26 protein-coding genes, 2 tRNA genes, 1 pseudogene and 1 riboswitch are annotated in these 24,192 nt (G+C 57.7%); of the genes and pseudogenes, 16 read left to right on the top strand and 13 right to left on the bottom strand.

The window, feature by feature from the left end:
* Positions 1–42: 42 nt before the first annotated feature.
* Positions 43–119, bottom strand: a tRNA-Arg gene (locus AC2FJB_RS12035).
* Between the two features lie 115 nt (positions 120–234).
* Here AC2FJB_RS12035 and AC2FJB_RS12030 point away from each other — a divergent pair.
* Both AC2FJB_RS12030 and AC2FJB_RS12025 read left to right on the top strand, forming a co-directional pair.
* On the top strand, positions 235–1,260 hold the full coding sequence (locus tag AC2FJB_RS12030) for a LacI family DNA-binding transcriptional regulator (protein WP_496719048.1): 1,026 nt from the start codon (positions 235–237) through the stop codon (positions 1,258–1,260).
* Positions 1,257–2,477 (top strand): winged helix-turn-helix domain-containing protein, encoded by a 1,221-nt coding sequence (locus AC2FJB_RS12025; protein WP_496719049.1) that lies wholly within the window; start codon positions 1,257–1,259, stop codon positions 2,475–2,477. The genes AC2FJB_RS12030 and AC2FJB_RS12025 overlap by 4 nt, the downstream gene beginning before the upstream one ends.
* A gap of 3 nt (positions 2,478–2,480) precedes the next feature.
* Here AC2FJB_RS12025 and AC2FJB_RS12020 read toward each other — a convergent pair whose 3' ends face one another.
* The 5 genes and pseudogenes from AC2FJB_RS12020 to AC2FJB_RS12000 all read right to left on the bottom strand — a co-directional run bounded on the left by AC2FJB_RS12020 (position 2,481) and on the right by AC2FJB_RS12000 (position 6,448).
* Complete coding sequence (locus AC2FJB_RS12020; protein WP_496719050.1) at positions 2,481–3,179, bottom strand: fumarylacetoacetate hydrolase family protein; 699 nt, start codon at positions 3,177–3,179, stop codon at positions 2,481–2,483.
* Positions 3,180–3,556: 377 nt separating this feature from the next.
* Positions 3,557–3,887, bottom strand: a pseudogene (locus AC2FJB_RS12015) (transposase).
* Positions 3,888–4,045: 158 nt separating this feature from the next.
* Positions 4,046–4,411: an SPW repeat domain-containing protein gene (locus AC2FJB_RS12010; protein ID WP_496719051.1), complete on the bottom strand. Its 366-nt coding sequence runs from the start codon at positions 4,409–4,411 to the stop codon at positions 4,046–4,048.
* 111 nt (positions 4,412–4,522) lie between these two features.
* On the bottom strand, positions 4,523–5,473 hold the full coding sequence (locus tag AC2FJB_RS12005) for an AraC family transcriptional regulator (protein ID WP_496719052.1): 951 nt from the start codon (positions 5,471–5,473) through the stop codon (positions 4,523–4,525).
* A 108-nt stretch (positions 5,474–5,581) separates the two neighbouring features.
* Positions 5,582–6,448, bottom strand: a complete 867-nt coding sequence (locus AC2FJB_RS12000; protein ID WP_117871424.1) for a branched-chain amino acid aminotransferase — start codon at positions 6,446–6,448, stop codon at positions 5,582–5,584.
* 160 nt (positions 6,449–6,608) lie between these two features.
* Here AC2FJB_RS12000 and AC2FJB_RS11995 point away from each other — a divergent pair, with 160 nt between their 5' ends.
* The 6 genes from AC2FJB_RS11995 (at position 6,609) to dxs (ending at position 11,865) form a co-directional block, all read left to right on the top strand.
* Positions 6,609–7,121: a MarR family winged helix-turn-helix transcriptional regulator gene (locus AC2FJB_RS11995; protein ID WP_299899934.1), complete on the top strand. Its 513-nt coding sequence runs from the start codon at positions 6,609–6,611 to the stop codon at positions 7,119–7,121.
* Positions 7,118–7,819: a response regulator gene (locus tag AC2FJB_RS11990; RefSeq protein WP_152459691.1), complete on the top strand. Its 702-nt coding sequence runs from the start codon at positions 7,118–7,120 to the stop codon at positions 7,817–7,819. Before AC2FJB_RS11995 ends, AC2FJB_RS11990 begins: the two co-directional genes overlap by 4 nt.
* Positions 7,820–7,887: 68 nt before the next feature.
* On the top strand, positions 7,888–8,814 hold the full coding sequence (locus AC2FJB_RS11985; RefSeq protein ID WP_496719053.1) for a histone deacetylase family protein: 927 nt from the start codon (positions 7,888–7,890) through the stop codon (positions 8,812–8,814).
* Positions 8,811–9,053: an exodeoxyribonuclease VII small subunit gene (locus AC2FJB_RS11980; protein ID WP_117871432.1), complete on the top strand. Its 243-nt coding sequence runs from the start codon at positions 8,811–8,813 to the stop codon at positions 9,051–9,053. The genes AC2FJB_RS11985 and AC2FJB_RS11980 overlap by 4 nt, the downstream gene beginning before the upstream one ends.
* Positions 9,054–9,920, top strand: a complete 867-nt coding sequence (locus AC2FJB_RS11975; protein ID WP_496719054.1) for a polyprenyl synthetase family protein — start codon at positions 9,054–9,056, stop codon at positions 9,918–9,920.
* Positions 9,921–9,936: 16 nt separating this feature from the next.
* Positions 9,937–11,865 (top strand): 1-deoxy-D-xylulose-5-phosphate synthase, encoded by a 1,929-nt coding sequence (gene dxs, locus AC2FJB_RS11970; RefSeq protein WP_496719055.1) that lies wholly within the window; start codon positions 9,937–9,939, stop codon positions 11,863–11,865.
* A gap of 64 nt (positions 11,866–11,929) precedes the next feature.
* On the opposite strand, the gene AC2FJB_RS11965 is transcribed toward dxs, so the two are convergent.
* Positions 11,930–12,005 (bottom strand) — tRNA-Thr (locus AC2FJB_RS11965).
* Between the two features lie 238 nt (positions 12,006–12,243).
* Here AC2FJB_RS11965 and AC2FJB_RS11960 point away from each other — a divergent pair.
* From AC2FJB_RS11960 to arsB, 4 genes are read left to right on the top strand one after another with little or no spacing between them, the layout of a single operon-like run.
* A complete protein-coding gene (locus AC2FJB_RS11960) occupies positions 12,244–13,077 on the top strand; it encodes an arsenate reductase/protein-tyrosine-phosphatase family protein (RefSeq protein ID WP_496719056.1) in 834 nt (277 codons plus the stop codon).
* Complete coding sequence (locus tag AC2FJB_RS11955; protein ID WP_496719057.1) at positions 13,074–14,066, top strand: ArsJ-associated glyceraldehyde-3-phosphate dehydrogenase; 993 nt, start codon at positions 13,074–13,076, stop codon at positions 14,064–14,066. The genes AC2FJB_RS11960 and AC2FJB_RS11955 overlap by 4 nt, the downstream gene beginning before the upstream one ends.
* 2 nt (positions 14,067–14,068) lie before the next feature.
* Positions 14,069–15,334, top strand: a complete 1,266-nt coding sequence (arsJ, locus tag AC2FJB_RS11950; RefSeq protein ID WP_496719058.1) for an organoarsenical effux MFS transporter ArsJ — start codon at positions 14,069–14,071, stop codon at positions 15,332–15,334.
* Positions 15,331–16,353, top strand: a complete 1,023-nt coding sequence (arsB, locus tag AC2FJB_RS11945) for an ACR3 family arsenite efflux transporter (protein WP_496719059.1) — start codon at positions 15,331–15,333, stop codon at positions 16,351–16,353. Before arsJ ends, arsB begins: the two co-directional genes overlap by 4 nt.
* A 72-nt stretch (positions 16,354–16,425) precedes the next feature.
* Here arsB and cobO read toward each other — a convergent pair whose 3' ends face one another.
* From cobO to AC2FJB_RS11920, 5 genes are all read right to left on the bottom strand, one after another.
* Positions 16,426–17,025, bottom strand: a complete 600-nt coding sequence (gene cobO, locus AC2FJB_RS11940) for a cob(I)yrinic acid a,c-diamide adenosyltransferase (RefSeq protein ID WP_496719060.1) — start codon at positions 17,023–17,025, stop codon at positions 16,426–16,428.
* Positions 17,026–17,081: 56 nt separating this feature from the next.
* A complete protein-coding gene (locus AC2FJB_RS11935) occupies positions 17,082–18,017 on the bottom strand; it encodes a DMT family transporter (RefSeq protein ID WP_117871448.1) in 936 nt (311 codons plus the stop codon).
* 45 nt (positions 18,018–18,062) lie between these two features.
* Complete coding sequence (locus tag AC2FJB_RS11930; protein WP_496719061.1) at positions 18,063–18,725, bottom strand: HD domain-containing protein; 663 nt, start codon at positions 18,723–18,725, stop codon at positions 18,063–18,065.
* Positions 18,709–19,809 (bottom strand): chorismate synthase, encoded by a 1,101-nt coding sequence (gene aroC / locus AC2FJB_RS11925; RefSeq protein WP_496719062.1) that lies wholly within the window; start codon positions 19,807–19,809, stop codon positions 18,709–18,711. The genes AC2FJB_RS11930 and aroC overlap by 17 nt, the downstream gene beginning before the upstream one ends.
* A 94-nt stretch (positions 19,810–19,903) precedes the next feature.
* Entirely contained in the window at positions 19,904–20,344 is a 441-nt protein-coding gene (locus AC2FJB_RS11920) for a 6,7-dimethyl-8-ribityllumazine synthase (protein ID WP_496719063.1), read from the bottom strand.
* Positions 20,345–20,461: 117 nt separating this feature from the next.
* A riboswitch (FMN riboswitch) is annotated at positions 20,462–20,661 on the bottom strand.
* 54 nt (positions 20,662–20,715) lie between these two features.
* Between AC2FJB_RS11920 and AC2FJB_RS11915 the strand changes: the two genes are divergently transcribed.
* Positions 20,716–21,327, top strand: coding sequence for an FMN-binding negative transcriptional regulator (locus AC2FJB_RS11915; RefSeq protein WP_496719064.1), 612 nt, complete (start codon positions 20,716–20,718; stop codon positions 21,325–21,327).
* Between the two features lie 19 nt (positions 21,328–21,346).
* On the opposite strand, the gene AC2FJB_RS11910 is transcribed toward AC2FJB_RS11915, so the two are convergent.
* The gene (locus AC2FJB_RS11910) at positions 21,347–21,793 is read right to left on the bottom strand and encodes a c-type cytochrome (protein WP_496719065.1); all 447 of its coding nucleotides are present in this window, start codon (positions 21,791–21,793) and stop codon (positions 21,347–21,349) included.
* On the opposite strand from AC2FJB_RS11910, the gene AC2FJB_RS11905 reads away from it, so the two are divergent.
* The 3 genes from AC2FJB_RS11905 (at position 21,780) to petB (ending at position 24,188) form a co-directional block, all read left to right on the top strand.
* Positions 21,780–22,112: a hypothetical protein gene (locus AC2FJB_RS11905; protein ID WP_496719066.1), complete on the top strand. Its 333-nt coding sequence runs from the start codon at positions 21,780–21,782 to the stop codon at positions 22,110–22,112. The genes AC2FJB_RS11910 and AC2FJB_RS11905 overlap by 14 nt on opposite strands.
* Positions 22,113–22,256: 144 nt before the next feature.
* A complete protein-coding gene (petA, locus tag AC2FJB_RS11900) occupies positions 22,257–22,841 on the top strand; it encodes a ubiquinol-cytochrome c reductase iron-sulfur subunit (RefSeq protein WP_117871462.1) in 585 nt (194 codons plus the stop codon).
* Positions 22,842–22,856: 15 nt separating this feature from the next.
* A complete protein-coding gene (gene petB, locus AC2FJB_RS11895; protein WP_117871464.1) occupies positions 22,857–24,188 on the top strand; it encodes a cytochrome b in 1,332 nt (443 codons plus the stop codon).
* Positions 24,189–24,192 lie beyond the last annotated feature (4 nt).

The raw sequence follows: 24,192 nt of genomic DNA, 5'->3' as shown, positions 1-24,192 counted from the left end.
TGCACAACGGGCTGAAAATAAGCCATATTTTTCAGGCAGTTTTGGCGACCCCGGCAGGATTCGAACCTGCAACCTGCCCCTTAGGAGGGGGCTGCTCTATCCAGTTGAGCCACGGGGCCGCGTTTTGCCTTCTGTAACCGGGATTTTCCGGGTTGTCATCGCCTTTGCACAATTGTTGTACACACCGACGTGTTCACGCTACCATCGGGCAAAACAACAACGCAGGTGCCTCCCGTGAACAGTGAAACCAAACGCCCGCTTACCCTTCGTGATGTGTCCGAGGCTTCCGGTGTCTCAGAGATGACGGTGAGCCGGGTTCTGCGTAACAGGGGGGATGTGTCCGACGCCACCCGCACCCGCGTTCTGGCCGCCGCCAAAGATCTGGGATACGTCCCCAACAAGATCGCGGGCGCGCTGGCATCCAGCCGGGTCAACCTTGTCGCGGTGATCATCCCTTCGCTTTCGAACATGGTGTTCCCCGAGGTGATGACCGGCATCAATCGGGTGCTCGAAGATACCGAGTTGCAGCCTGTGGTTGGCGTGACGGATTATCTGCCCGAGAAAGAGGAAAAGGTGCTGTACGAGATGCTTTCGTGGCGACCCTCGGGCGTGATCATTGCAGGGCTTGAACACACTGACGCGGCCCGCGCCATGCTGGATTCAGCAGGTATTCCCGTGGTCGAGATCATGGATACCGATGGCAAACCTGTTGACGCGATGGTCGGCATTTCACACCGCCGGGCCGGACGTGAAATGGCGCAGGCGATCCTGAAGGCCGGGTATCAGCATATTGGCTTCATGGGCACCAAGATGCCCTTGGATCACCGCGCCCGGAAGCGCTTTGAAGGTTTTACCGAAGTGCTGGGCAAACACGGGATCGAGATCGAAGATCGCGAGTTCTATTCTGGCGGCTCTGCCCTGGCCAAAGGGCGCGAGATGACGCAGGCCATGCTTGAACGCTCGCCGGAACTGGATTTCCTGTATTATTCCAACGACATGATCGGCGCTGGTGGTCTGTTGTACCTGCTGGAACAGGGCGTAGATATTCCGGGGCAGATCGGTCTGGCCGGGTTCAACAACGTCGAGCTTTTGCAGGGTCTGCCGCGCAAATTGGCGACGATGGATGCCTGCCGTCTGGATATAGGCCGTCAGGCCGCACAGATCATCTCTGAACGCCTGAAGGATCCGGATTCTGAAATCGAGACACGGGTCACCCTGACCCCCAAGATCAGCTATGGCGATACTCTGAAACGGCGATGAGCGCCCCCCTGAAACGGCTCGACAACCGGACGGCCCGGGCTATTTTCATGGATCGTCACGCATTGGCCGAACAACCCTCGGGGGCGGCCAAGGGCGCCGAGCTTCTGGACCTCATCCAGCGGCTGGGGTTCGTACAGCTCGACAGCATCAACACGGTTGCCCGCGCCCATGATATGATCCTGTTTTCCCGACGGCCTGCGTATCGCAGCGCCAACCTGAAAAGGCTCTATGAAAGGGAAAAAGCGCTGTTCGAACACTGGACACATGATGCTGCCGTGATCCCGATGTCGTTCTATCCGCACTGGCATCTGCGCTTTCAGCGAGATGCGGATCTTTTGAAGGCCCGTTGGAAGAACTGGCGGCGGGATGGGTTCGAACAGCAGTTCGAGACGGTCTTGCAACACATCCGCGACCACGGGCCAGTGTGTTCGTCAGACGTTGGCAAGGATGAAAAGAAAGGCTCGGGCGGTTGGTGGGATTGGCATCCTTCAAAAACCGCTTTGGAGTTTCTGTGGCGTTCCGGGGCCCTGGCCGTTGTGGGCCGCGATGGGTTCAAGAAACGCTATGACCTGACCGAGCGCGTGATTGAAACCCGGTTGTGCCCCGGTAACATGCCGTGTGATGCAAAATCGACCGTGGATTGGCTGTGCAACGCGGCACTGGACCGGTTGGGGTTTGCAACGTCCGGAGAGCTCGCCGCATTCTGGGATACGGTCAGCGCTGCAGAGACCAAAAACTGGTGTGCCACTGCGTTGGCTCAAGGAAATATCGAAGAGATCGAAATCTCTTGCGCCGATGGACGCCTGCGCAAAACCTTTGCCCGCCCGAATTTGATGGATCGGGCAACCGACTTGCCGCAACCGCCCGGACGGATTCGAGTGCTCAGCCCGTTTGATCCGATGCTTCGGGACCGAAACCGGGCCGAGCGGCTGTTTGGGTTTCACTATCGCATCGAAGTTTTCGTGCCCGAAGCCAGGCGGACATATGGGTATTACGTCTTCCCCTTGCTTGAAGGTGATCGATTGATCGGCCGGATCGACATGAAGGCGCATCGCGATCGCGACCTGCTGCATGTCAAGGCACTCTGGCCCGAACGCGGGGTGCGTTGGTCTGACGCCCGCAGCCGACGCCTGAACGCCGAGCTGGATCGGATACGCCGACTGGCAGGCGTTGAACAGGTCAAGTTTGCAAGGGGCTGGCTGAAAGACCCTAAATAGGGCCTATTCCGCGTCAGTCAGGGTCAGTTTGATCGGTTCCAGCCCATCAATCTCTCCGGCTATCATGTCCCCGGCCACAACCGGGCCTACGCCGGCGGGTGTACCTGTAAGGATCAGGTCGCCGGGGCGCAAATGGTAGAAACCGGACAGATGGCTGACAATTTCATCGATCTTCCAGATGAGCTCTTTCAGAGTAGCGTCCTGGCGCAGTTCGCCGTTCACACTCAAGCGGATGTTTTTGTCATCGTCCGGTGACCAGGCCGCCGCAGGGGTCAGCGGCGCGAAGACTGCCCCGTTTTCGACATCTTTACCTAGGTCCCAAGGCCGCTGTTTGTCCCGCTCGCGGAATTGCAGATCACGGCGGGTCATATCGAGCGCACAGCCATAGGCATAAACCGCATCCCACGCCTGCGCACTCGAGGCGCTAAAAACCGCCTTTCCGATGGCCAGCGCCAGCTCCATTTCGTGATGGTAATTCGTCGTCCCCGCCGGGTACGGAACCGTTGCGCCGGACAGGATCGCGTTTGGCGCGGATTTGGTGAAATAGAACGGCGCATCGCGATCCACTTCATTTCCCATCTCTGCTGCATGCGCGGCATAGTTTCGCCCGACGCAGAAAATGCGTCCGACAGGATAACCGGCCGTCTCGCCAACGACAGGGATGGTTACGGGATCGGGAAGGGAAAACAGGCTGTTTGACATCGTGGTTCCTGAATTTTTCATCGCTGCCATCTTACGCCTGCCAGAGCTGCCAGCAAGCCGGGAATGCACGCTGGATTTCGCCACTATCCAAGAGTTGTTTCAGCCCGAACTTGCTCCATTCTGACCTGAACGCCCAGTGCCAATCGAATGCAGTTTCACATCCGCCTTTGTTGGCGCATCGGGGCTCGGGCCGGTCGGAATTTTTCTTGGCTCAGGCTCAAGCCGGGTTAAATTCTTAATCAGCGTGACGGGGCGAATCCATCTTCCGGGGTGTAAAGACATCAAAACAGCGCGGCTAGAAAAACAATCAGCCACAATGACGCGAGGAAACCACTTGCGGGCTCAGTTTTCGTTCGGCAAATGCCTGAGGTCAGTATTCATAACCAGCAGATGACGGTTGCCGCGAGTGCGATTGCTGAGATGAAGACTTTGGGACAACGACCATGGCGTGTCGCCACGCGCCCCCAATCTCTGAGCCTGCCAAACATAATCTCGATGCGATTTGTATCTGCGCTTGTCGTACTTGACCGGCGTTTTGTGAGGCCCGTATTCGCCAGAGCCATCTCGCCAGCGCAAACCATTGCGATTGATGAAGATAATCCAACTCAACACCCGATTGTCATCACCCCGAGGCTTGCCGTGCGACTTCGGGAAGAAGGGCGCTCGCTTCGCCATCTGCTCGTCGGTTAGCCAACAAAGGTCGCTCAGGTCACCGCTCGGTTTTGAGAGCGGTGAATCACGCAGCGCACCGAGAATCAATGCAACCTGACCCTGGTTGCTTTCAAGAGAGGACCGCCGGTTAGAGACCCCGGCGGCTCAGAGTTTGAGGCGTTACTGTTAAACCGGGACACCCGCAGGCAACGGTTTTATGCGACGACTTCCGGCTCGGGTGCGCTGAGTGAGATGACGAGCACGACAGCCGCACCATTCAGCCAGTAGAACACCGCATCCAGCCCTGAGAAGCCCAGAACGCTGGGAGCAAACAGGAAGGTGATGCCGACGATCAAGTCTACGGCCAGATGAAACTTGTAGGGAAAGACCCGCCAAATCCCAAGATGATGATCGGTCAGAACCGTCAGAACAAACGCAGCGGCACCGGTGACAACGGAAAGCCACAGGGCCAGTGGGTTGGACTGACCCAACCCCAGCAGGAACGGCAACGTCATGAGGGCAATGGCAACAGGGTAGTCGAGGTAAGCATGGACAGAGCGGGTAACGAAACGCAGGGACATGAGATCTTCCTTTTCTCAATTAATGATAAAAGGAAGGTAGGACGCCGAAGTTGAACGCTGAATTCCTGATCGTCTCTGATACCACGCAGATCGTTCAGAATACTTGGTGGATCAATGCAACGCCCGGTACGCAGCCGGCGATAGCCCAACCTGTTTCTTGAACACACGTGAGAAAGCTGCCTCAGAGGCATACCCAACCTCTGCGGCTGCATCTGCCACATTCCATCGTGCCTCGGTCAGACCATGGCACGCGATCTGCATCCGCCAATCTGTGAGGTACTGCATCGGCGTTGTACCCATCTTTTCAGCAAAAAGCTGAGCAAAGGCAGTGCGCGACATACCCGCCACACGTGCCAATGACGCAACGCTCCAGTCATTGGCCGGGGCCTGGTGGAACGCGGTCAACGCCCGCGAGATACGCAGATCAGCAAATCCTGCCAACGCAGAATCCTGCGGGCTCTGACGTTCCAGATAGGCCCGGATCGCCTGTGCAAACAGGACCTCGGACAGTTTCAGCGCGATCAGGTCGCCACCGATTCTTGCGCCTGAAACCTCAGAGCCAATCATGCGCAGGGTGGATTCCATCCACGATCCGGCCTCTTCGCCATAATTCTCGATCAGGATATAGGGCGGCAGGCGGTCGATCAGCATATGCCCGGTGCCGTTTCGGCCGGCCGGGCCGGTAAAAGAGAAATGACCGCAGATCAGCTGCGTATCCCGTTCCTCGTCATCACCGCCATAGACCAGCACGCCCTCGCCCTTGTAGCCCGCACGCTCCAGCACCTGCTCCAGAGGCAGTGCATTCAACGGCTTTATCTCGGCACAGAGCAACGCGTGCGGCGCCCCGTGGGGTATCAGGATCAAGTCCCCCTGCCTTAACCGCAGGGTTTCCCCCGTGGTCGAGACATGTACCTTGAGTTCGCCACGCTGCACAAAATGAAATCGGGCCACGTTTTCGAACCCCGGCACCTGAATTCCGAAGGGCGGCGTGAACGACGTGCGGAAATAAAATGTGCCACGCAGGGAAAGGCGGGTGAGAATATCGCTGAGAAGGTCCAACATGTGCTGAAGATACGCAATCTGTGCAATCCGTCCAGACGACTGAACGGTTTGCGCAATAAATTGCACGTTTGGTAACAAACACACCCCGACAAAGCAGAGCGCAAAAGCTTACGAGCGGACCAGTTTCTCGTAGTCTTCGGCGATTTGGCGGGTCAGGTCGCCGACCTCGAATGTGTATGCGCCGATCTGCCCGACAGGCGTTACCTCGGCCGCGGTGCCGGTAAGCCAGCACTGTTCGAAGTCAGCCATTTCTTCGGGCTTGATGCGGCGTTCATGCACGGTAATGCCGTTGTCTTTCAGCATCTGAATCACCGTCTGGCGGGTGATGCCGTTCAGGAAGCAGTCTGCCAGCGGGGTATGCACCTCGCCATCCTTGACGAAAAACACGTTCGCACCGGTGGCCTCGGCCACGTATCCGCGCCAGTCCATGAACAAAGCGTCCGAGCATCCTTTGGCTTCGGCCTTGTGCTTGGAAATGGTGCAGATCATGTAGAGACCTGCTGCCTTGGCGTGAACCGGGATGGTTTCCGGGCTGGGGCGTTTCCATTCGGCAATGTCCAGCTTGGCACCCTGCATCTTGGCATCGCCGTAATAGGCACCCCAGGGCCAGACCGCGACCGCCATGCGAACAGGGTTGCGGGCCGACGCGACGCCCATATCCTCACCCGAGCCGCGCCAGACCAGCGCCCGCACATACGCGTCCTGCAAACCGCTGGCCTTCAGCGCTTCTTCCTTGGCGGCTTCGATTTCATCAACCGAATAAGGCATTGGCATATCCAGCGCCTCGGCCGAGGCGATCAGACGCCGGGAATGGTCGCGGCTTTTGAAGATCTTACCGTTGTATGCGCGCTCGCCTTCGAATACCGATGACGCATAGTGCATTGCGTGGGTCAGAATGTGCACGTTGGCCTCACGCCAGGGCACCAGTTTGCCATCCATCCAAATGGTGCCATCACGATCATCATACCCCGCCATGCGAAACCTCCTGAACCGGGTTGGGTTTTCGATTATTGCGTCAATTAAGTCCGATACGGACACAATATTGCGCAAAAACTGCGATTCGATACCGCTCTCCTCTTGGAATGTCAATAACGCTGACATAAACTCGACCCCGGAGTAACGAATGAGGCATGATATGTCCGACATCCGCCCGACCCCGCGTTATGGGGGCGAGAGCCTGTTGTTTTTGACCGATGAGCAATTGCGGCAGGGGATCGAGGCCATGTTCTTCGCCTATCGCGGCTTTACCGCTGATCCCGATCGTATCCTCGCGGAACTGGCCTATGGCCGCGCCCACCACCGGGCAATCCACTTCATCAACCGCGCGCCGGGCACGACGGTCAACAACTTGTTGGCCATCCTTGGCGTGACAAAGCAGTCTCTAAACAGGGTTTTGCGAACCTTGATCGAGGATGGTTTGGTGGAAAGCCGCGTGGGGACAGTGGACAAACGCGAACGCCACCTATTTCTGACAGAACAGGGGAAGGTGCTGGAAACCACGCTGTCAGATGCCCAGCGGGCCAGAATGCGTGCCGCCTACAAGGATGCCGGTCCCGAAGCCGTGGCTGGATTTCGCAAAGTGCTTGAAGCAATGATGGATGCTGATATGCGTCATGCCTATACGAAACTTCGGGATACGACCTCATGAGCGATATGGATGCCCATCTGCTGATTGTCGACGATGACGAGCGCATTCGCGATCTGCTCAAGAAGTTTCTGATGCGAAACGGGTTTCTGGTTACAGCGGCACGGGATGCGGCCCACGCGCGGCGCGTATTGTCGGGGTTGGATTTCGACATGATCGTCATGGACGTGATGATGCCGGGCGAGGATGGTGTCAGTCTGACCCGTGCTTTGCGGGAAACGCATACGACACCGATCCTGCTGCTGACCGCAAAGGGTGAGACGGAACATCGGATCGCGGGCCTTGAGGCCGGGGCGGATGATTACCTGGCAAAACCGTTCGAGCCGAAAGAACTGCTGTTGCGGATCAACGCGATCCTGCGCCGGATGCCGGAAACGCCGGCAGAAGAAACCACGGCGAAGATCCTGAACCTCGGGCCCATCCGCTATGACATTGAACGCGGTGAGATGTGGCAGGGCGAAGACCCGGTCCGTCTGACCGCAACCGAAAGCCAGTTGATGAAGATATTCTCGGCCCAGCCCGGAGAGCCGATCAGCCGTGCCAAGCTGGTCGAGGATCTGGGTCGCGACAAGGGCCAGGCGCAGGAGCGCGCGGTGGATGTGCAGATCACGCGCCTTCGACGCAAAATCGAACAGGACCCCAAGCAGCCACGCTATTTGCAGACTGTGCGGGGTGCAGGGTATATGCTTGCGCCGGATTGAGGTGCCGCTACGCGGCCTATTTCGGCCTTCGGCGAGGATATTATGAGCCAGATGAAGATGGGATCCCAATGACGACTGCACTATTGACCCATGCCGATTGTCTGAGCCATGTGACGCCTGACGGGCACCCGGAGCGTGTGGCGCGGCTGGAGCACATTTTGCATGCATTGGAAGCGCTGGACCTGGAGCGGGTGACGGCTCCGCTGGCTGCGGATGACGATCTTCTGCGCATTCATCCAGAGAGTTATATTCGAGACATTCGATCCGCGCGCCCTTCGAATGGGTTCGCACAGATCGACGGGGATACGTTCCTGTCTCCGGGATCGGTGGACGCAGCCTACCGCGCGGCGGGTGCGGCGGTACGGGCGGTTGATCTGGTATTGAGCGGTGAAGCCTCGAATGCGTTCTGTGCCGTTCGCCCGCCGGGGCACCATGCGGAAACCGAAACGGCAATGGGCTTTTGCCTGTTTGGAAATGCAGCATTGGCGGCGAAACACGCGCTGGACCATCACGGTTTGAATCGTGTGGCCGTAGTCGATTTCGACGTACACCATGGAAATGGAACCCAGGACCTGTTGTGGGATGAAGCACGGGCATTGGTGATAACCAGCCAGCAGATGCCTTTGTGGCCCGGATCGGGCCGGCCCGAGGAAACGGGTGTTCATGATACGGTTGTCAACATCCCTCTGGCGCCAGGCAGTGGCGGATCCGAGATGCGGGCCGCCTATGAAACAAAGGCCTTTCCGCGCTTGCGGGCTTTTAGGCCGGAACTGATCATCATTTCCGCCGGGTTCGACGCCCATCAGGACGACCCGCTCGCCAATCTGAACTGGGCTACCGATGACTTTGCCTGGATCACCGCAGAGCTGTGCAGAATTGCCGACGAGGTCTGTAGCGGTCGTATCGTCTCGACTCTGGAGGGCGGGTATGATCTGAACGCACTGGCTGAGGCCACACGCGCCCATGTGGAAGAATTGATAAAGGCAGCCCGATGACTGAGACCTCCGTAGACCAGATGACATTCGAACAGGCGATGAAAGAGCTTGAGGCCGTAGTTGGCCAGCTGGAACGTGGTGACGTCGCGCTGGATCAATCAATTGCGCTCTATGAACGCGGCGCGGCGCTGAAGAAGCGGTGCGAGGATGAGTTGAAGCGCGCAGAAGAAAAAGTCGCAGCGATCACTCTGGATGCCAACGGTCAGCCAACTGGTACGACGCCCGCCGAAGGTCTGTGAATGTTCCCCGAAAGACTTGCGAAGGATGCAGCCAGCATTCAATGCCAGTTTGATCTGGTTCTAGGCGCATTTGAAGACGTCGATGTGACCCGGGCCATGGCATATGCCACCCGAGGCGGCAAACGATTGCGCGGGTTTCTGGCTTTGGAAAGTGCCCGACTTCATGATGTCGAAGAGAGTCGTGCGATCTGGCCTGCAACGGCTATAGAAGCGCTGCACGCTTATTCTTTGGTGCATGACGACCTGCCCTGCATGGATGACGATGACCTGCGCCGCGGTCGTCCCACTGTTCACGTGGAATGGGATGAAGGGACAGCGGTTCTGGCCGGCGATGCCCTTCACACGCTTGCTTTCGAGCTGTGTACGCATACAGAGGTGGGAGGAGCAGACATTCGTGCAGATCTTGCCCTGACGCTGGCCAGAGCCAGCGGCGCACAAGGGATGGTGCTGGGACAGGCGCTGGACATTGCAGCTGAAACCGCCGCCGAACCACTGTCGCTGGGCGAGATTACGCGTCTTCAGGCCGGCAAGACGGGCGCTCTGATCGAGTGGTCTGCCTGCGTTGGAGCAACTATGGCCCATTCAGACCCGGAACCGTTGCGCCAATATGCCCGGGCACTGGGCCTTGCTTTTCAGATCGCCGATGACATCCTTGATATTGAGGGCGATGCCAAAAAGGCAGGCAAACGTTTGCAAAAGGATACCGAGGCAGGGAAAGCCACTTTTGTTTCGCTTTTGGGTCTGCCCGCTGCCAAAGCCCGCGCAGGTGAGCTGGTGGATCAGGCCTGTACAGCTTTGGATGGGTATGGTCCGAAGGCAGAAACCTTGAAGGAAGCCGCCCGCTTCGTTATTGCCCGGGACAGCTAAGCCAGGAACGCGCCACATGTCTGACCGCCCAAACACGCCACTGCTGGACCTTGTAAGCCGCCCTGCGGATCTCAAGCAGTTCTCGGACGCGCAACTGCACCAGGTCGCTCAGGAGCTGCGGGCGGAAACGATCTCGGCTGTTTCCGTCACCGGCGGGCATCTGGGGGCTGGCTTGGGTGTCGTTGAGTTGACCACGGCGTTGCACGCTGTGTTTGATACGCCCCGAGACAAGATCATCTGGGATGTGGGTCATCAGTGCTATCCGCACAAAATCCTGACCGAGCGCCGTGATCGCATCCGAACTCTGCGCATGAAGGATGGCCTCAGCGGCTTCACCAAGCGCAGCGAGAGCCCCTATGATCCATTTGGCGCGGCGCATTCCAGCACGTCGATCAGCGCTGCCCTGGGTTTTGCTGTCGCACGGGATCTGGGGGGCGTAACGCCTGAAGGGTTGGGTGACGCAATTGCAGTGATCGGCGATGGCTCGATGTCTGCGGGCATGGCTTTTGAGGCGATGAACAATGCAGGCCACCTGAAAAAGCGTCTGATTGTCATTCTGAACGACAACGAGATGAGCATCGCGCCCCCGGTTGGTGCCTTGTCCAGCTATTTGTCGCGTATCTATAGCGAAGAACCGTTTCACGATCTGAAAGCTGCTGCCAAAGGCGCTGTCTCATTGTTGCCTGAGCCATTCCGAGAAGGCGCCAAGCGCGCCAAGGAGATGCTAAAAGGCTTGGCGGTGGGCGGCACGCTGTTTGAAGAGCTTGGGTTTTCCTATCTCGGCCCGATAGATGGCCATGATATGGACCAGCTGCTGCCGGTTCTGCGCACTGTGAAATCGCGGGCAACCGGGCCGATCCTGATCCATGTATTGACGAAAAAAGGCAAGGGCTATGCCCCCGCCGAGCAGGCACGCGACAAAGGTCATGCCACGGCAAAGTTTGATGTGGTGACTGGGGAACAGAAGAAGGCGCCCTCAAACGCGCCATCTTATACATCTGTATTTGGCAAGGCGCTGGTGGACGAGGCCGCGCGAGACGACAAGATCGTCGCAGTGACTGCTGCAATGCCGGACGGTACCGGTCTGAACCTGTTCGCTGAACGCTATCCGTCGCGTTGCTTTGATGTGGCGATTGCCGAGCAGCACGGCGTGACGTTTTCGGCTGCGCTTGCAGCAGGAGGAATGAAGCCGTTTTGCGCTATGTATTCGACCTTCCTGCAGCGGGGCTATGACCAGGTTGTACATGACGTGGCAATTCAGCGCTTGCCCGTACGTTTTGCAATCGACCGGGCAGGATTGGTCGGGGCCGACGGCGCCACCCACGCAGGGTCGTTCGACATTGCCTATTTGGCCAATCTTCCAGGTATGGTCGTCATGGCTGCCGCTGATGAGGCCGAGCTGATGCATATGGTGGCAACTGCTTCCGCACATGACGAAGGCCCCATCGCCTTCCGCTATCCGCGCGGTGAAGGCGTCGGAGTTGATTTGCCCGAACGTGGAGAGATTCTTGAGATCGGCAAGGGCCGCATTCTCCAGAATGGCGCGCGGGTGGCTCTGCTTTCCTTTGGTACACGTCTGGCCGGGGTCCAGAAGGCGGCGGAATCCCTTTCAGCCAAGGGCATAACGCCCACGATTGCCGACGCTCGTTTTGCCAAACCTCTTGATCGCGACCTTATCCTGGATCTGGCGTCCAGCCACGAAGCTTTGATTACCATCGAAGAAGGGGCTGTTGGTGGATTCGGCAGCCATGTCGCGCAATTACTGGCGGAAGAAGGTGTATTTGATCTGGGGCTGAAGTACCGCTCGATGGTTTTACCTGATATCTTCATTGATCAAGCGAATCCTGCGGACATGTATTCTGTGGCCGGCATGAATGCCGAACATATCGAGGCGAAAGTACTGGACGTTCTGGGCGTCGCCTCGATCGGAGAGAAACGCGCTTAGCGCGCCTGTCAGTGGAGTAGCGGGCGTCTGGAACGCCGACCTCTGTTTGATCAGGTTTTTTTTCTGGTGCCGCTGAAGGGACTCGAACCCCCGACCCCATCATTACGAATGACGTGCTCTACCAGCTGAGCTACAGCGGCACCTTAAGCCATACGGATCTGGTTATGACCGGATGCGAAAGGTCGTTTAAACTGTCACTCTGCCGTCTGCAAGCCCGGTTGTAATCGGTTTGGTGTCGCCTGGCTCGGCGACCGATCTCAACCTGTGAGCCGTCAGCCTGTAACCAACCTGTAGAATTGGAATTTTGGTTTGTGAATTTATTGTAACGTCGCGGATTCAAAATTGACTGAATTTCAATAATTCCATATTTCATGAAATATGACAAAAGAGATAATCGATCAACTTGCCATCCTTGGCCACTCGCAGCGTATCACCGTGTTTCGCATGTTGATGCGACGGTTTCCTGACAGGGTTCCCGCGGGCGAGCTGGCGACAGAGCTGGGTGTCAAACCCAGCACCATGTCGAACTACCTGAATGCGCTGCTACGGTCGGGGCTTGTTAAGCAGGAACGATCCGGGACGTCTCTGCTCTATTCGATTGAAATGAAGAACGTGCAGCAAATGCTCGATTTCCTGATTGTGGACTGCTGCCGCGGCCGACCTGATCTTTGTTTACCTTCGACCAAGGGAAGTGAGACTATGACTGACCGGAAGTTCAATGTGCTGTTCATTTGTGTCGGCAACTCTGCCCGCTCTATTTTTGCCGAATCCCTGCTGCGCGAGATCGGCGGAGATCGGTTCAACGCGTATTCAGCCGGGACACAACCAAGTTCGGAGCTAAACCCCTTTGCGGTGCAGGTTTTACGCGACAAAGGGCACGATACCTCGATCCTGCGGTCAAAGAATCTGTCCGAGTTTTCGGCACCGGACGCGCCTGCCATGGATTTTGTCTTCACCGTCTGCAACCAGGCGGCCAACGAGGAATGTCCGGCATGGGAAAGCCAACCGATAAGTGGCCACTGGGGTATGGAAGATCCGGTCAAGGCCGATGGCACCGACGCCGAGAAAAGCCTGGCCTTTCAAAACGCCTATGGCGCACTGAAGCGACGGATTCAGGCCTTTACATCGTTGCCGGTCGAAAGCCTTGACCGGATCGCCTTGCAATCCGCCATTGATGAAATCGGGCGCGCTTCACTCGAGGAAACGAAATGACAACCTACGCACTGAACGGCCTCGGCCGGATGGGAAAACTGGCCCTGAAACCTCTGCTTGAACGAGGCGCAAAGATAGCCTGGATCAACGATGCCGTCGGTGATCCCGAGATGCATGCGCATCTGCTGGAATTCGACACGGTGCACGGGCGCTGGGACGCAGAATTTGCCCATGATGCCGACAGCATCTCGGTTAACGGAACCCGCCTGCCTTTTATTGGCACCAATGACCTGAGCGCGTTGCCGCTGGACGGTGTTGACGTGGTGATCGACTGCACCGGCGTGTTCAAGACCGAGGCGAAGCTGGCACCATATTTTGACGCTGGGGTGAAGAAGGTTGTTGTCTCTGCTCCGGTCAAGGATGGTCCGACAGCCAATATTGTCATGGGTGTAAATGACGGAACCTACGACCCCGCGGCGCATAGGATCGTGACGGCGGCCTCGTGCACGACAAACTGTCTTGCGCCTGTCGTAAAGGTCATTCACGAGAATCTAGGCATCCGCCATGGATCGATGACGACGATTCACGACGTAACGAACACGCAGACAATTGTGGACCGGCCTGCCAAGGATCTTAGGCGCGCACGCTCGGCCCTGAACTCTTTGATCCCGACCACGACCGGCTCGGCCACGGCCATCACTCTGATCTATCCGGAACTCAAAGGTCGTTTGAACGGTCATGCGGTTCGGGTGCCGTTGCTGAACGCCTCGCTGACCGATTGCGTATTCGAGGTTGAACGCGAAACCACGGTTGAAGAGGTCAACGCCTTCTTCAAAGCCGCAGCCGAGGGTGAACTGAAGGGCATTTTGGGATATGAGACGCGCCCGCTGGTGTCCACCGATTATACCAATGACGAACGCTCTTCGATCGTCGATGCACCATCGACCATGGTTGTGAACGGGACGCAGGTGAAAATCTACGCGTGGTACGACAACGAGATGGGTTATGCGCACCGGCTGGTGGATGTCGCGCTGATGGTCGGGGCATAGTTGTGACGCATCGGCCCGAAGGACTGTCGGCCTATGTCGCGGTCACGGCTGCCTATTGGGCCTTCATGCTGACCGACGGGGCGCTCAGGATGTTGGTGCTGTTGCACTTTCACACCCTGGGCTTCTCGCCGGTGCAGCTTGCCTATCTGTTTGTGCTCTATGAAATCGCCGGGATTGTCACCAACCTGTCCGCCGGTTGGATCGCCGCACGGTTCGGGCTGACCTCGACCCTCTATGCTGGGCTGGGGTTGCAGATCGTCGCGTTGCTCGCCATGACGCAGCTTGACCCGAACTGGACCGTCGCAGCTTCGGTCACATTTGTCATGATTGTGCAAGGGGCCAGCGGAGTGGCCAAGGATCTGGCCAAGATGTCTTCGAAATCGGCGGTCAAGTTGCTGGCTCCATCCGAAGGAGGCGAGTTGTTTCGATGGGTTGCGATTCTGACAGGTTCCAAAAACGCGGTAAAAGGGCTGGGATTCCTGTTGGGGGCCGCCATACTTGCAACGCTGGGCTTCATACCGGCAGTGCTTGCCATGGCCGCCGTTCTGGCGGTGATCCTGGTCGCATTGAAGCTGTTCATGCCTGCGGGCCTGCCGAAGGGGCGCAAGGATACCAAGTTCTCTGAGGTTTTTTCAAAATCCGAAAATGTGAACTGGTTGTCTGCAGCACGTGTCTTCTTGTTCGGCGCGCGGGATGTCTGGTTCGTGGTCGGCATCCCGATCTATTTCTATGCTGTTCTTTCAGATGGCAGCGAAGAGGGTAATAGGGTCGCGTTCTTCATGATCGGAACATTCATGGCGGTATGGATCATCCTCTATGGAGCCGTGCAAGCCAACGCGCCAAGGATTCTTCGTGCGTCAGATCGAACCGAAGGTGATCTGATCCGCGCTGCACGCAGCTGGGCGGCGATCCTGTTCTGTGTTCCTGCTGCACTAACACTGGCCGTGTTGATTTCGGATGGTCCCGAGACCTGGCTGACCCTGACACTCATCGCAGGCTTGCTGATCTTCGGTGCGATCTTCGGGGTCAACTCATCGCTGCATTCCTATTTGATTCTTGCCTTCACCCGGTCCGAGCGTGTGACGATGGATGTCGGCTTTTACTACATGGCCAATGCGACAGGGCGGTTGGCCGGCACCGTTTTGTCTGGCCTGACCTATCAGGTCGGGGGGCTGCCCCTGGTGCTGGGCACGGCGGCCGTGATGGTTGGCCTCGCTGCTCTGACGTCCGGCAAACTTACGGATCAAACTTCCGAGGCGCTATTATGAGCATTTTTGAACGGTATCTCACGATCTGGGTTGCGCTTGCGATGATCGGTGGCGTCCTGATCGGACTGGCCGCGCCGGGTCTGGTGCAGCTGGTGGCAAAAGCCGAGATTGCCAGTGTCAACCTGGTCGTGGCGGTGCTGATCTGGGCAATGGTTTACCCGATGATGGTCAACGTCGATTTCGGCGCAGTCGCCGGGGTTGCCCGCCAGCCGCGTGGTCTGATTGTGACCGTGGTGGTGAACTGGCTGATAAAACCTTTCACCATGGCACTGCTGGCCGTTCTGTTTTTTGACTATGTCTTCGCGCCCTGGATCGCGCCCGAAGATGCTGCGCAATACACTGCCGGTCTGATCCTGCTGGGTGCAGCCCCTTGCACCGCCATGGTGTTTGTGTGGTCGCAACTGACCAAAGGCGACGCGACCTACACGCTGGTTCAGGTCTCGGTCAATGATCTGATCATGGTCGTGGCTTTTGCGCCGATCGTGGCCTTTTTGCTGGGGGTCACTGACATCGAAGTGCCGTGGCAGACTTTGGTTTTGGCCACAGTCCTTTATGTGGTGCTGCCGCTTATCGCAGGGTTGATCACTCGCCAAAAACTAGGCTCTAAAACGGCTATAGAAGCCTTTTCGGCGCGGGTGAAACCGTGGTCCGTCATGGGATTGATTGCAACTGTAGTTATCCTGTTCGGCCTGCAAGGTCAGACCATTCTGGCGAAACCTGCGGTCATCGTTCTGATCGCCGTTCCCATTCTGATCCAAAGCTACGGTATTTTTGCCATTGCCTATGGCGCCGCCTATGCGCTGAAGGTTCCCCACCGGATCGCAGCGCCATGTGCCATGATCGGGACATCGAACTTCTTCGAACTGGCCGTTGCCGTTGCAATCAGCTTGTTCGGCCTTCATTCCGGCGCGGCACTGGCGACGGTTGTGGGTGTCCTTGTCGAAGTGCCGGTGATGCTGTCGCTTGTGGCATTCGCCAACCGAACCCGCCAGCGTTTTCCGGAACCTGCGACACGATAGGATTGGTCAACGCAGCAGAACGACTGTCATATCTGGCGGCTGGGCGCCGCCAGAGTCCCGTCTCACGCTGCTTCAGAAATCCACGCCACGCTGGGCTTTGATACCGGCCTGGAACGGATGTTTTTCCTCGGTCATTTCAGTAACCAGGTCGGCATAGTCACGCAGCGCTTGCGGTGCATCACGTCCGGTCAGGAATACGCTGGTCTTGTCCGAGCGCGCGTTCAAACCCTCGATGACCTGTTCGACCGTCAGGTATTCGTAACGCAAGGCGATGTTGATCTCGTCCAGTACAACCAGATCGTATTCGCCACTGGACATCAGGGCACATGCCTTGTCGAAGGCTGCATTGCCAGCAGCTATGTCACGCTCACGATCCTGCGTGTCCCAGGTAAAACCTTCGCCCATCGTATGCCATGTCACCAGATCGCGCTCTTCGAAGAAACGGCGCTCGCCGGTTTTCCACTTGCCCTTGATGAACTGCACCACACCGACCTTCTGGCCCCAGCCCAAGGCGCGAATGACCACGCCGAACGCGGCCGAGGACTTGCCTTTGCCTTTGCCGGTATTGATCAGGACCAGACCACGGCTTGGATCCACGGCCTCGGACACTTTCTTGCGGTGCTGGGCCTGCACCTTCTGCATCTTTTCCTTGTGATCCTGCGCGTTGCTCATTTGGGAACCTCTTTGACTGTTCGGCCCAACCTAGGGGAAGATTACAAAAGGTAAAGTCACGCTTTGGGGTCAGTAACCGACCGGGCCTTGCCACGCTCCAGCCCCAACTGGTGTTCGCGCCAGATGACAACAACATTGCCTGCGATCACCAGTGCGGCCCCGATCAAGATTGCAAGCGTTGGCAGTTCGTCGAACCAGACATAGCCGATCACAATCGCAAAAAGCATGGTTGCATAGTCATAAGGTGCCAGCATCGAGGCCTGGCCAAACCGATACGAGGAAGTGACCAAAATCTGCGCGACGCCGCCGATCAGGCCCATCATGACCATGATCAGAGCCTGATTCCACGTTGGCATTGACCACCCCCAGAATGCTGTCAGGGCGGACAAAAGCGTCGCGGTCATCGAGAAATAGAACACGATGGCCGCAGGGTGATCGACCTTGACCAATTGCCGGATATGGATCTGAACGAAAGCACGGGCAAGGGTAGCACCCAGCACACATAACGCGCCGATGGTGGCGGCGACCTCCATCTCGGTTGTGCCGAGGCGCGGCCAAGTCATGATCAGGACCCCCAGCAGACCCAGCACCACTGCTCCGATGCGGATAAGCCGAATGCGTTCACCCAGCATCACGGCGGCCAGAATCAGGGTGAAGATCGGCGTCGCATACCCGATTGCAGTGACTTCGGGCAGCGGCAGCAGGCTGAGGCCGGTAAAGGTAAGACCCATGGCGCTGGTCCCCAGAACGCCACGCCAGAAATGGCCCATGGGTTTCTTGACCACGAAACCCTTGGACAATTCCCCACGCGCAATGAGCCAGAGAATAATAACAGGTATCGCGAACAAGGACCGAAAGAACACCAATTGGCCCGGTGGGAACTCATCCGACAGTGCTTTGACCAGCGCGGACATCGATGTGAACAGGAACAAGGCGCCAAGTTTCAGCGTTACTGCAAGCAGAGGTCGATGCGATGTTAAGGGTTTTGTCATCGGCGCGAACCTGCGCCTTTGACAGGCAAAGATCAACGGGTGGGTTCAGCAATTCACCCAGGATTGAGGCAAGGAGCAGTCGATCTCCTCGGCGAAGTCTTCTAGAAAGCGGATCATGCGCGCGGTGCGTTGCTCGGCAATCAGTCGGCCGGTTTCGGTTAGCATGTCACCCGGCAGCCGCAGCAGTTTAACCTTCCAATGGTCGAGCGAGAAATGAAGGTCGTCCAGAGGTCGGTTTTGGGCAAAAGGATCTGCCGGGTCATAAAGAGTGCGCCCCAAAGCACCGGAAACGGAAAAGTTGCGGGCGATGCCGATGGCGCCCAAAGCGTCAAGCCGATCCGCATCGCGCAGAATGCGCGCCTCGATCGTTTCAGGGGGGATATTGGCCGAAAAGCTATGGGCTTCGATCGCGTGCCGGATAGCGCGGACCTGAGCCGTATTAAACCCGATTTCCCCAAGAATAGGCTCTGATTCCATCGCGGACCTGCGCGAGGCAAGATGCCGGTTGGGATCGTCCTTGGGCAGATTTACAAGATCGTGCAGATAACTTGCGGCCAGCAGCACGGACATATCGGCTTGATCATTCGCGATGGCTTGGGCGTTGGTCCAAACACGATCCAGATGGGCCAGATCATGGGCGGGATCAGTTTCCATGCGGTGTGCGACCACAGCACGCAGACGTGCGCGCAGATCAGCCGATCCGTCCACGGTTCTCTCCGATCTGGCCGCGATGCAGCAGAAGGTGGTCGAGGATCACGCAGGCCATCATTGCCTCACCCACTGGAACGGCGCGGATACCGACGCAGGGGTCATGGCGACCTTTGGTGATGATCTCGGTTTCTTCGCCGGATTTGGTGATCGTCTTGCGGGTGGTGAGGATCGATGACGTGGGCTTCACTGCGAAGCGGACGACGATGTCCTGCCCGGTCGAGATACCGCCCAGAATACCTCCGGCGTGGTTCGAGCTGTATTGCGGGCCGTTTTGCCCCATGAAGATTTCATCCGCATTGGCTTCGCCGGTCAGTTCGGCGGCGGCCATGCCTTCGCCAATCTCGACGCCCTTTACAGCGTTGATGGACATCATCGCGGCGGCTAGATCAGTGTCTAATTTGGCATAAACTGGCGCTCCGATCCCGGCGGGGATACCGCGCGCGACAACCTCGACCACTGCTCCGACCGAGTTGCCGGACTTGCGCAGATCATCCAGATAGGCGGCCCAGTTCTCTGCCGCAGATGCGTCCGGTGTCCAGAACGGATTCTGTTCAATCTGGGACCAGTCGAAGTTGGCGCGGTCGATCTTATGCGACCCGATCTGGGTCATGTATCCGGTGATCTGCACGTTGGGCGCGATTTGCTTGATCGCTTCGCGCGCCAGTCCACCTGCTGCAACACGTGATGCTGTTTCACGGGCCGAGCTGCGCCCGCCGCCGCGATAATCCCGGATGCCGTATTTCTGCCAGTAGGTGATATCAGCATGACCCGGGCGGAACTTGTCCATGATATCGCCGTAGTCTTTCGAGCGCTGATCGGTGTTTTCGATCATCAACTGCACAGGCGTGCCGGTGGTTTGCCCTTCGAACACGCCGGACAGGATTTTCACCTGATCGGGTTCGCGCCGCTGGGTGGTGAACTTGTTCTGCCCCGGTTTGCGCTTGTCCAGCCAGTGCTGGATCATGCCCTCGTCGATCGTGACACCCGGCGGGCAGCCATCGACGGTGGCACCCAAAGCGGGTCCATGGCTTTCACCCCAGGTGGTGACACGGAAGAGATGGCCAAAACTGTTCATCGACATGGGGCGTGCTCCTTTGAGCGTCGTGATTAGCGGGCAAGGCCTTTGGCCTCAAGCGGATTTGCGGTTGGGGCGTGTTTACCCCAACCTTACGAGCTTATGCAGCCTCAGCCAGTTGGGTGCGCGTGGCCGTGATTATCAGCGCAGCTTGTGCGGCTTCGTGGCCTTTATCCACAAAATGCGCGCGGTAGATGGCGTTGTGGTGATCAGTTTCCTGATATTGGTGCGGGGTCAGCGAGACCGATAGGACAGGAACACCGGTATCGAGCCCGGCGCGCATCAACCCATCGACCACCGCTTGCGCGACGAAGTCGTGCCGGTAAATGCCGCCATCCACGACAAATGCGGCGCAGGCAACTGCGGCGTAGCGGCCGGTTTGGGCCAGATCGCGGGCCATCAGCGGCATCTCGAACGCGCCGGGAACGTCGAAAACATCGACCTGATCGGCCGGGATCAATTCTAGAAATCCATCGAGCGCGCGGTCAACGATGTCGGAATGCCAGTTTGCTTTGACAAAAGCATAGCGGGTGTGTGTCATAGTGATCTCCTTTCAGTTTGGTGGCCTGCTGGCGGTCGCGAAAACCTTCGCTGCCAGCCCGGCATGACACGTCACCCAAGGCGATCACGAGCAGGCGCGCCGTATCACCGGCGCACTGCACGTTCTCTTCCATCCGGACTTTAACCGTCGGCTCTGGCCTCTCACCAGATCTGCTGACACTCTTACATGGTTCCACATTTTGTCCGAAAACCGGTTCCCACTTTTCGGATCGTGGACACGGCAGAGCCGCTCGCGGGCTTGCGGGTCATGGCCCGCATACCGCCGGTGGGGAATTCCGCCCCGCCCTGAGAACAAGGCGGACCTTGCCAAGAACCGACCCCATCTGCAAGAGATTTGGCAGGAGGTCGTTCATGCACCCAAATCCAGCCTACCGCGCCGAAGACAAAGCGCGTCATATCGAATTCGCCCGCGACCGGGCATTCGGCGTTCTGGCGATTTCTGACGACGGCGCGCCATTGATCAGCCACGTGCCGTTTCTGCTGTCGGAAGACGGTGCGGTGGCCGATCTTCATTTGGTACGATCAAACCCGATCGTTCGTGTGCTGCAGGGGCCGAAAGAGGTCAGGATCGCGGTGCAGGGGCCTGATGGGTATATCTCGCCCGACTGGTACGGAGTCGCAGATCAGGTTCCGACATGGAACTATGTTGCCGTGCACCTGACCGGAACGCTTGAGCTGCGCCCGCAGGACGAGCTGCGCGAATTGCTGGACCGACAATCCGCATTCTATGAAAAACGACTTCTGCCGAAAGCGCCATGGGTCACTGGGAAAATGTCTGATGACGCGTTGGCCAGAATGATGCGGATGATCGTACCATGCAGGATGCAGGTAGAGGATATCCAGGGCACCTGGAAACTGGGCCAGAACAAGCGGGACTATGTAAGGATCGCTGCCGCCGATCAAGTGGCCAGCGGGTTTGGCAATGAAACCGGTCAGCTGGCCGCCTTGATGCACAAGGCGTAGCCAGCACCGGGAAACAGGATTACTCGGAACTGAATGTTGCCAGATAAGCGGCGATATCTTCCGCACCCTTCTTCAGTTTGACGCTCATGTTAGGGCGGGCGGTTTCGTCATCCAGATACTCTTTGATGAAACCGATGGGGTCTTTGGAATAGGCGGCGATGTTATCTTCGGTCCAGATCAGACCTTCTTCGCCAGCACGGATCATATCGTCAGTGAACATGCCGATGGGCAGGCGTTCGCTGCCATAACGATAGTCATTTTCTGATCCGGCGACGCGTCCGACGACGCCGTAGAGATTCGGGCCGGTGATTCCGCCTTTGACCAGGACTTCACCGTCCTTGATGATCGCATGACACGAGGAGCAACGGTTATACATTGCTTCACCTTTCACCGGATCGCCTGCGGCAAAGGTTTGCGTGGCCAAAGCCAATGTGAACATCGCAGCGGCCGGGGTGACTTTTGACATAGGGGGTCTCCTTGCTGGAGTTCGCGCGTTTTTTGCGCTGTCCGGCATTCGCGCAAAAAGTGCAACGGTGTATTTGCGCTCAATTTGCAATTTAAATCATCTATTTGGCGAATATGATTTCCCTGAAAACAATCTGCGTTTGGCGTTGCTGATTGTCGAGAATGCACGCGCGAATAAGACGCTGCCCAGGTTGTCTGAAACCGACTGGATGGGGCCCGCAAAGCAGAGTTCTGAGCTCGAATCAACAACCGCTGATTCGAAGCCGCAGGCAAAGTTGCGGGCAAGATTCACCAAAAAAAGCCCTTCGGCAGGTGCATGAAGCGACACATGCGGCGTATTGCGCGTTTATGAACGCTGGACGAACACTATTCTCCCCGATAGTAAGCGCGGTTAAGACGCCGCATTCATGCGGTGCGCGAGCTATTTGCCCGTCCGCGGGCGCCAGACAATCGGAGATAACCTCGTGTCCCACGCAGAAGACCACGAAGGCACCCGCAGAGATTTTCTGTATTACGTCGCAGGCGGCGCAGGTGTCGTTGCAACGGGTGCAGCTGTATGGCCCCTGATCAACCAAATGAACCCATCGGCAGACGTTCAGGCGCTGTCCTCGATCCGTGTGGATGTGAGCGGCGTCGAGCCGGGCACACAGCTGACGGTAAAATGGCTGGGCAAACCCGTTTTCGTCCGTCACCGCACCGGTGCCGAGATTCAGGAAGCCCAGGATCAGGACGCCGAAGGCGTTGATGCGCTGCCAGATCCGCTGGCGCGTAACTTCAACCTAAGCGCTGATGCGCCCGCGACTGACGCAAATCGCGTCATGCCGTCTCCGGAAGGCGAAGCGCCGGGTGCTTGGATCGTTCAGATGGGCGTATGTACGCACCTTGGCTGTGTACCTCTGGGAGACGCCGGTGACTTTGGCGGCTGGTTCTGCCCCTGCCACGGCTCGCACTACGACCTCGCCGGTCGTATCCGCAAAGGCCCCGCGCCTGAGAACCTGCCTGTCCCGCCCGCAGAATGGGTGGACAACAGCACAATCAAACTCGGCTAAGGGAGACCCAAACTTATGTCCGGAATTCCCCACGATCATTACGAGCCGAAGACAAACGGCGAGAAATGGCTGAACAGCCGTCTGCCGATTGTCGGCCTGCTGTATGACACACTCATGATTCCAACCCCCAAGAACCTGAACTGGTGGTGGATCTGGGGCATCGTTCTGGCGTTCTGCCTGGCGCTGCAAATCGTCACCGGCATCGTATTGGTGATGCACTATACCCCGCATGTTGATCTGGCCTTCGCCAGCATCGAACACATCATGCGTAACGTGAATGGTGGTCACTTTATCCGCTATGTGCACATGAACGGCGCGTCGCTCTTCTTTGTTGCGGTTTACATCCACATATTCCGCGGCCTGTTCTACGGCTCGTATAAAGCCCCGCGCGAAATCACATGGATCATCGGTATGCTGATCTATCTGATGATGATGGGCACCGCCTTCATGGGCTACGTTCTGCCCTGGGGCCAGATGTCCTTCTGGGGTGCGACCGTGATCACCGGCCTGTTTGGTGCGATCCCGTTTGTTGGTGACGCGCTGCAAACCTGGCTGCTGGGCGGACCCGCCGTGGATAACGCGACGCTGAACCGCTTCTTCTCGTTGCACTACCTGCTGCCGTTCATCATCGCGGCACTGGTTGTCGTGCATATCTGGGCCTTCCACACCACTGGCAACAACAACCCGACAGGTGTTGAAGTGCGTCGTGGTTCCAAGGACGAGGCGAAGAAAGACACGCTGCCGTTCTGGCCGTATTTCGTGATCAAGGACCTGTTCGCACTGGCCGTGATCCTGGTCGTGTTCTGGGCCATTGTCGGCTTCATGCCGAACTATCTGGGCCACCCGGACAACTATATTGAGGCCAACCCGCTGGTCACACCTGCACACATCGTTCCTGAATGGTACTTCTTGCCGTTCTACGCGATCCTGCGCGCCTTCACCGGTGAGGTCTGGGTCGTTCAGTTTGCCAGCTTCATCACCGGCGGCATCATCGACGCCAAGTTCTTTGGTGTGCTGGCGATGTTCGGTGCGATCCTGGCCATGGCACTGGCGCCCTGGCTGGACACGTCGAGCGTGCGTTCGGGCAAGTACCGTCCGATGTTCAAATGGTGGTTCTACCTGCTGATCATCGACTTCTTCGCCCTGATGTGGCTGGGTGCGATGCCCGCCGAGGAGCCCTATGCGACTTTCTCGCTGATCGCCTCCGCCTACTGGTTCGCCTATTTCTTCGTGATCCTGCCGATCCTTGGTGTGATCGAGAAGCCTCTGGCACAGCCCGAGACGATCGAAGAAGACTTCAACGCGCATTATGGCAAGGCTGACGCCGAAGCCACGCCGGCCGAGTAAGAAG

The sequence above is a fragment of the Ruegeria sp. CDSC085 genome (assembly GCF_059610465.1).
Note: the sequence above shows the minus strand (reverse complement) of the source record. Positions and strands in the feature narration are given on the sequence as shown.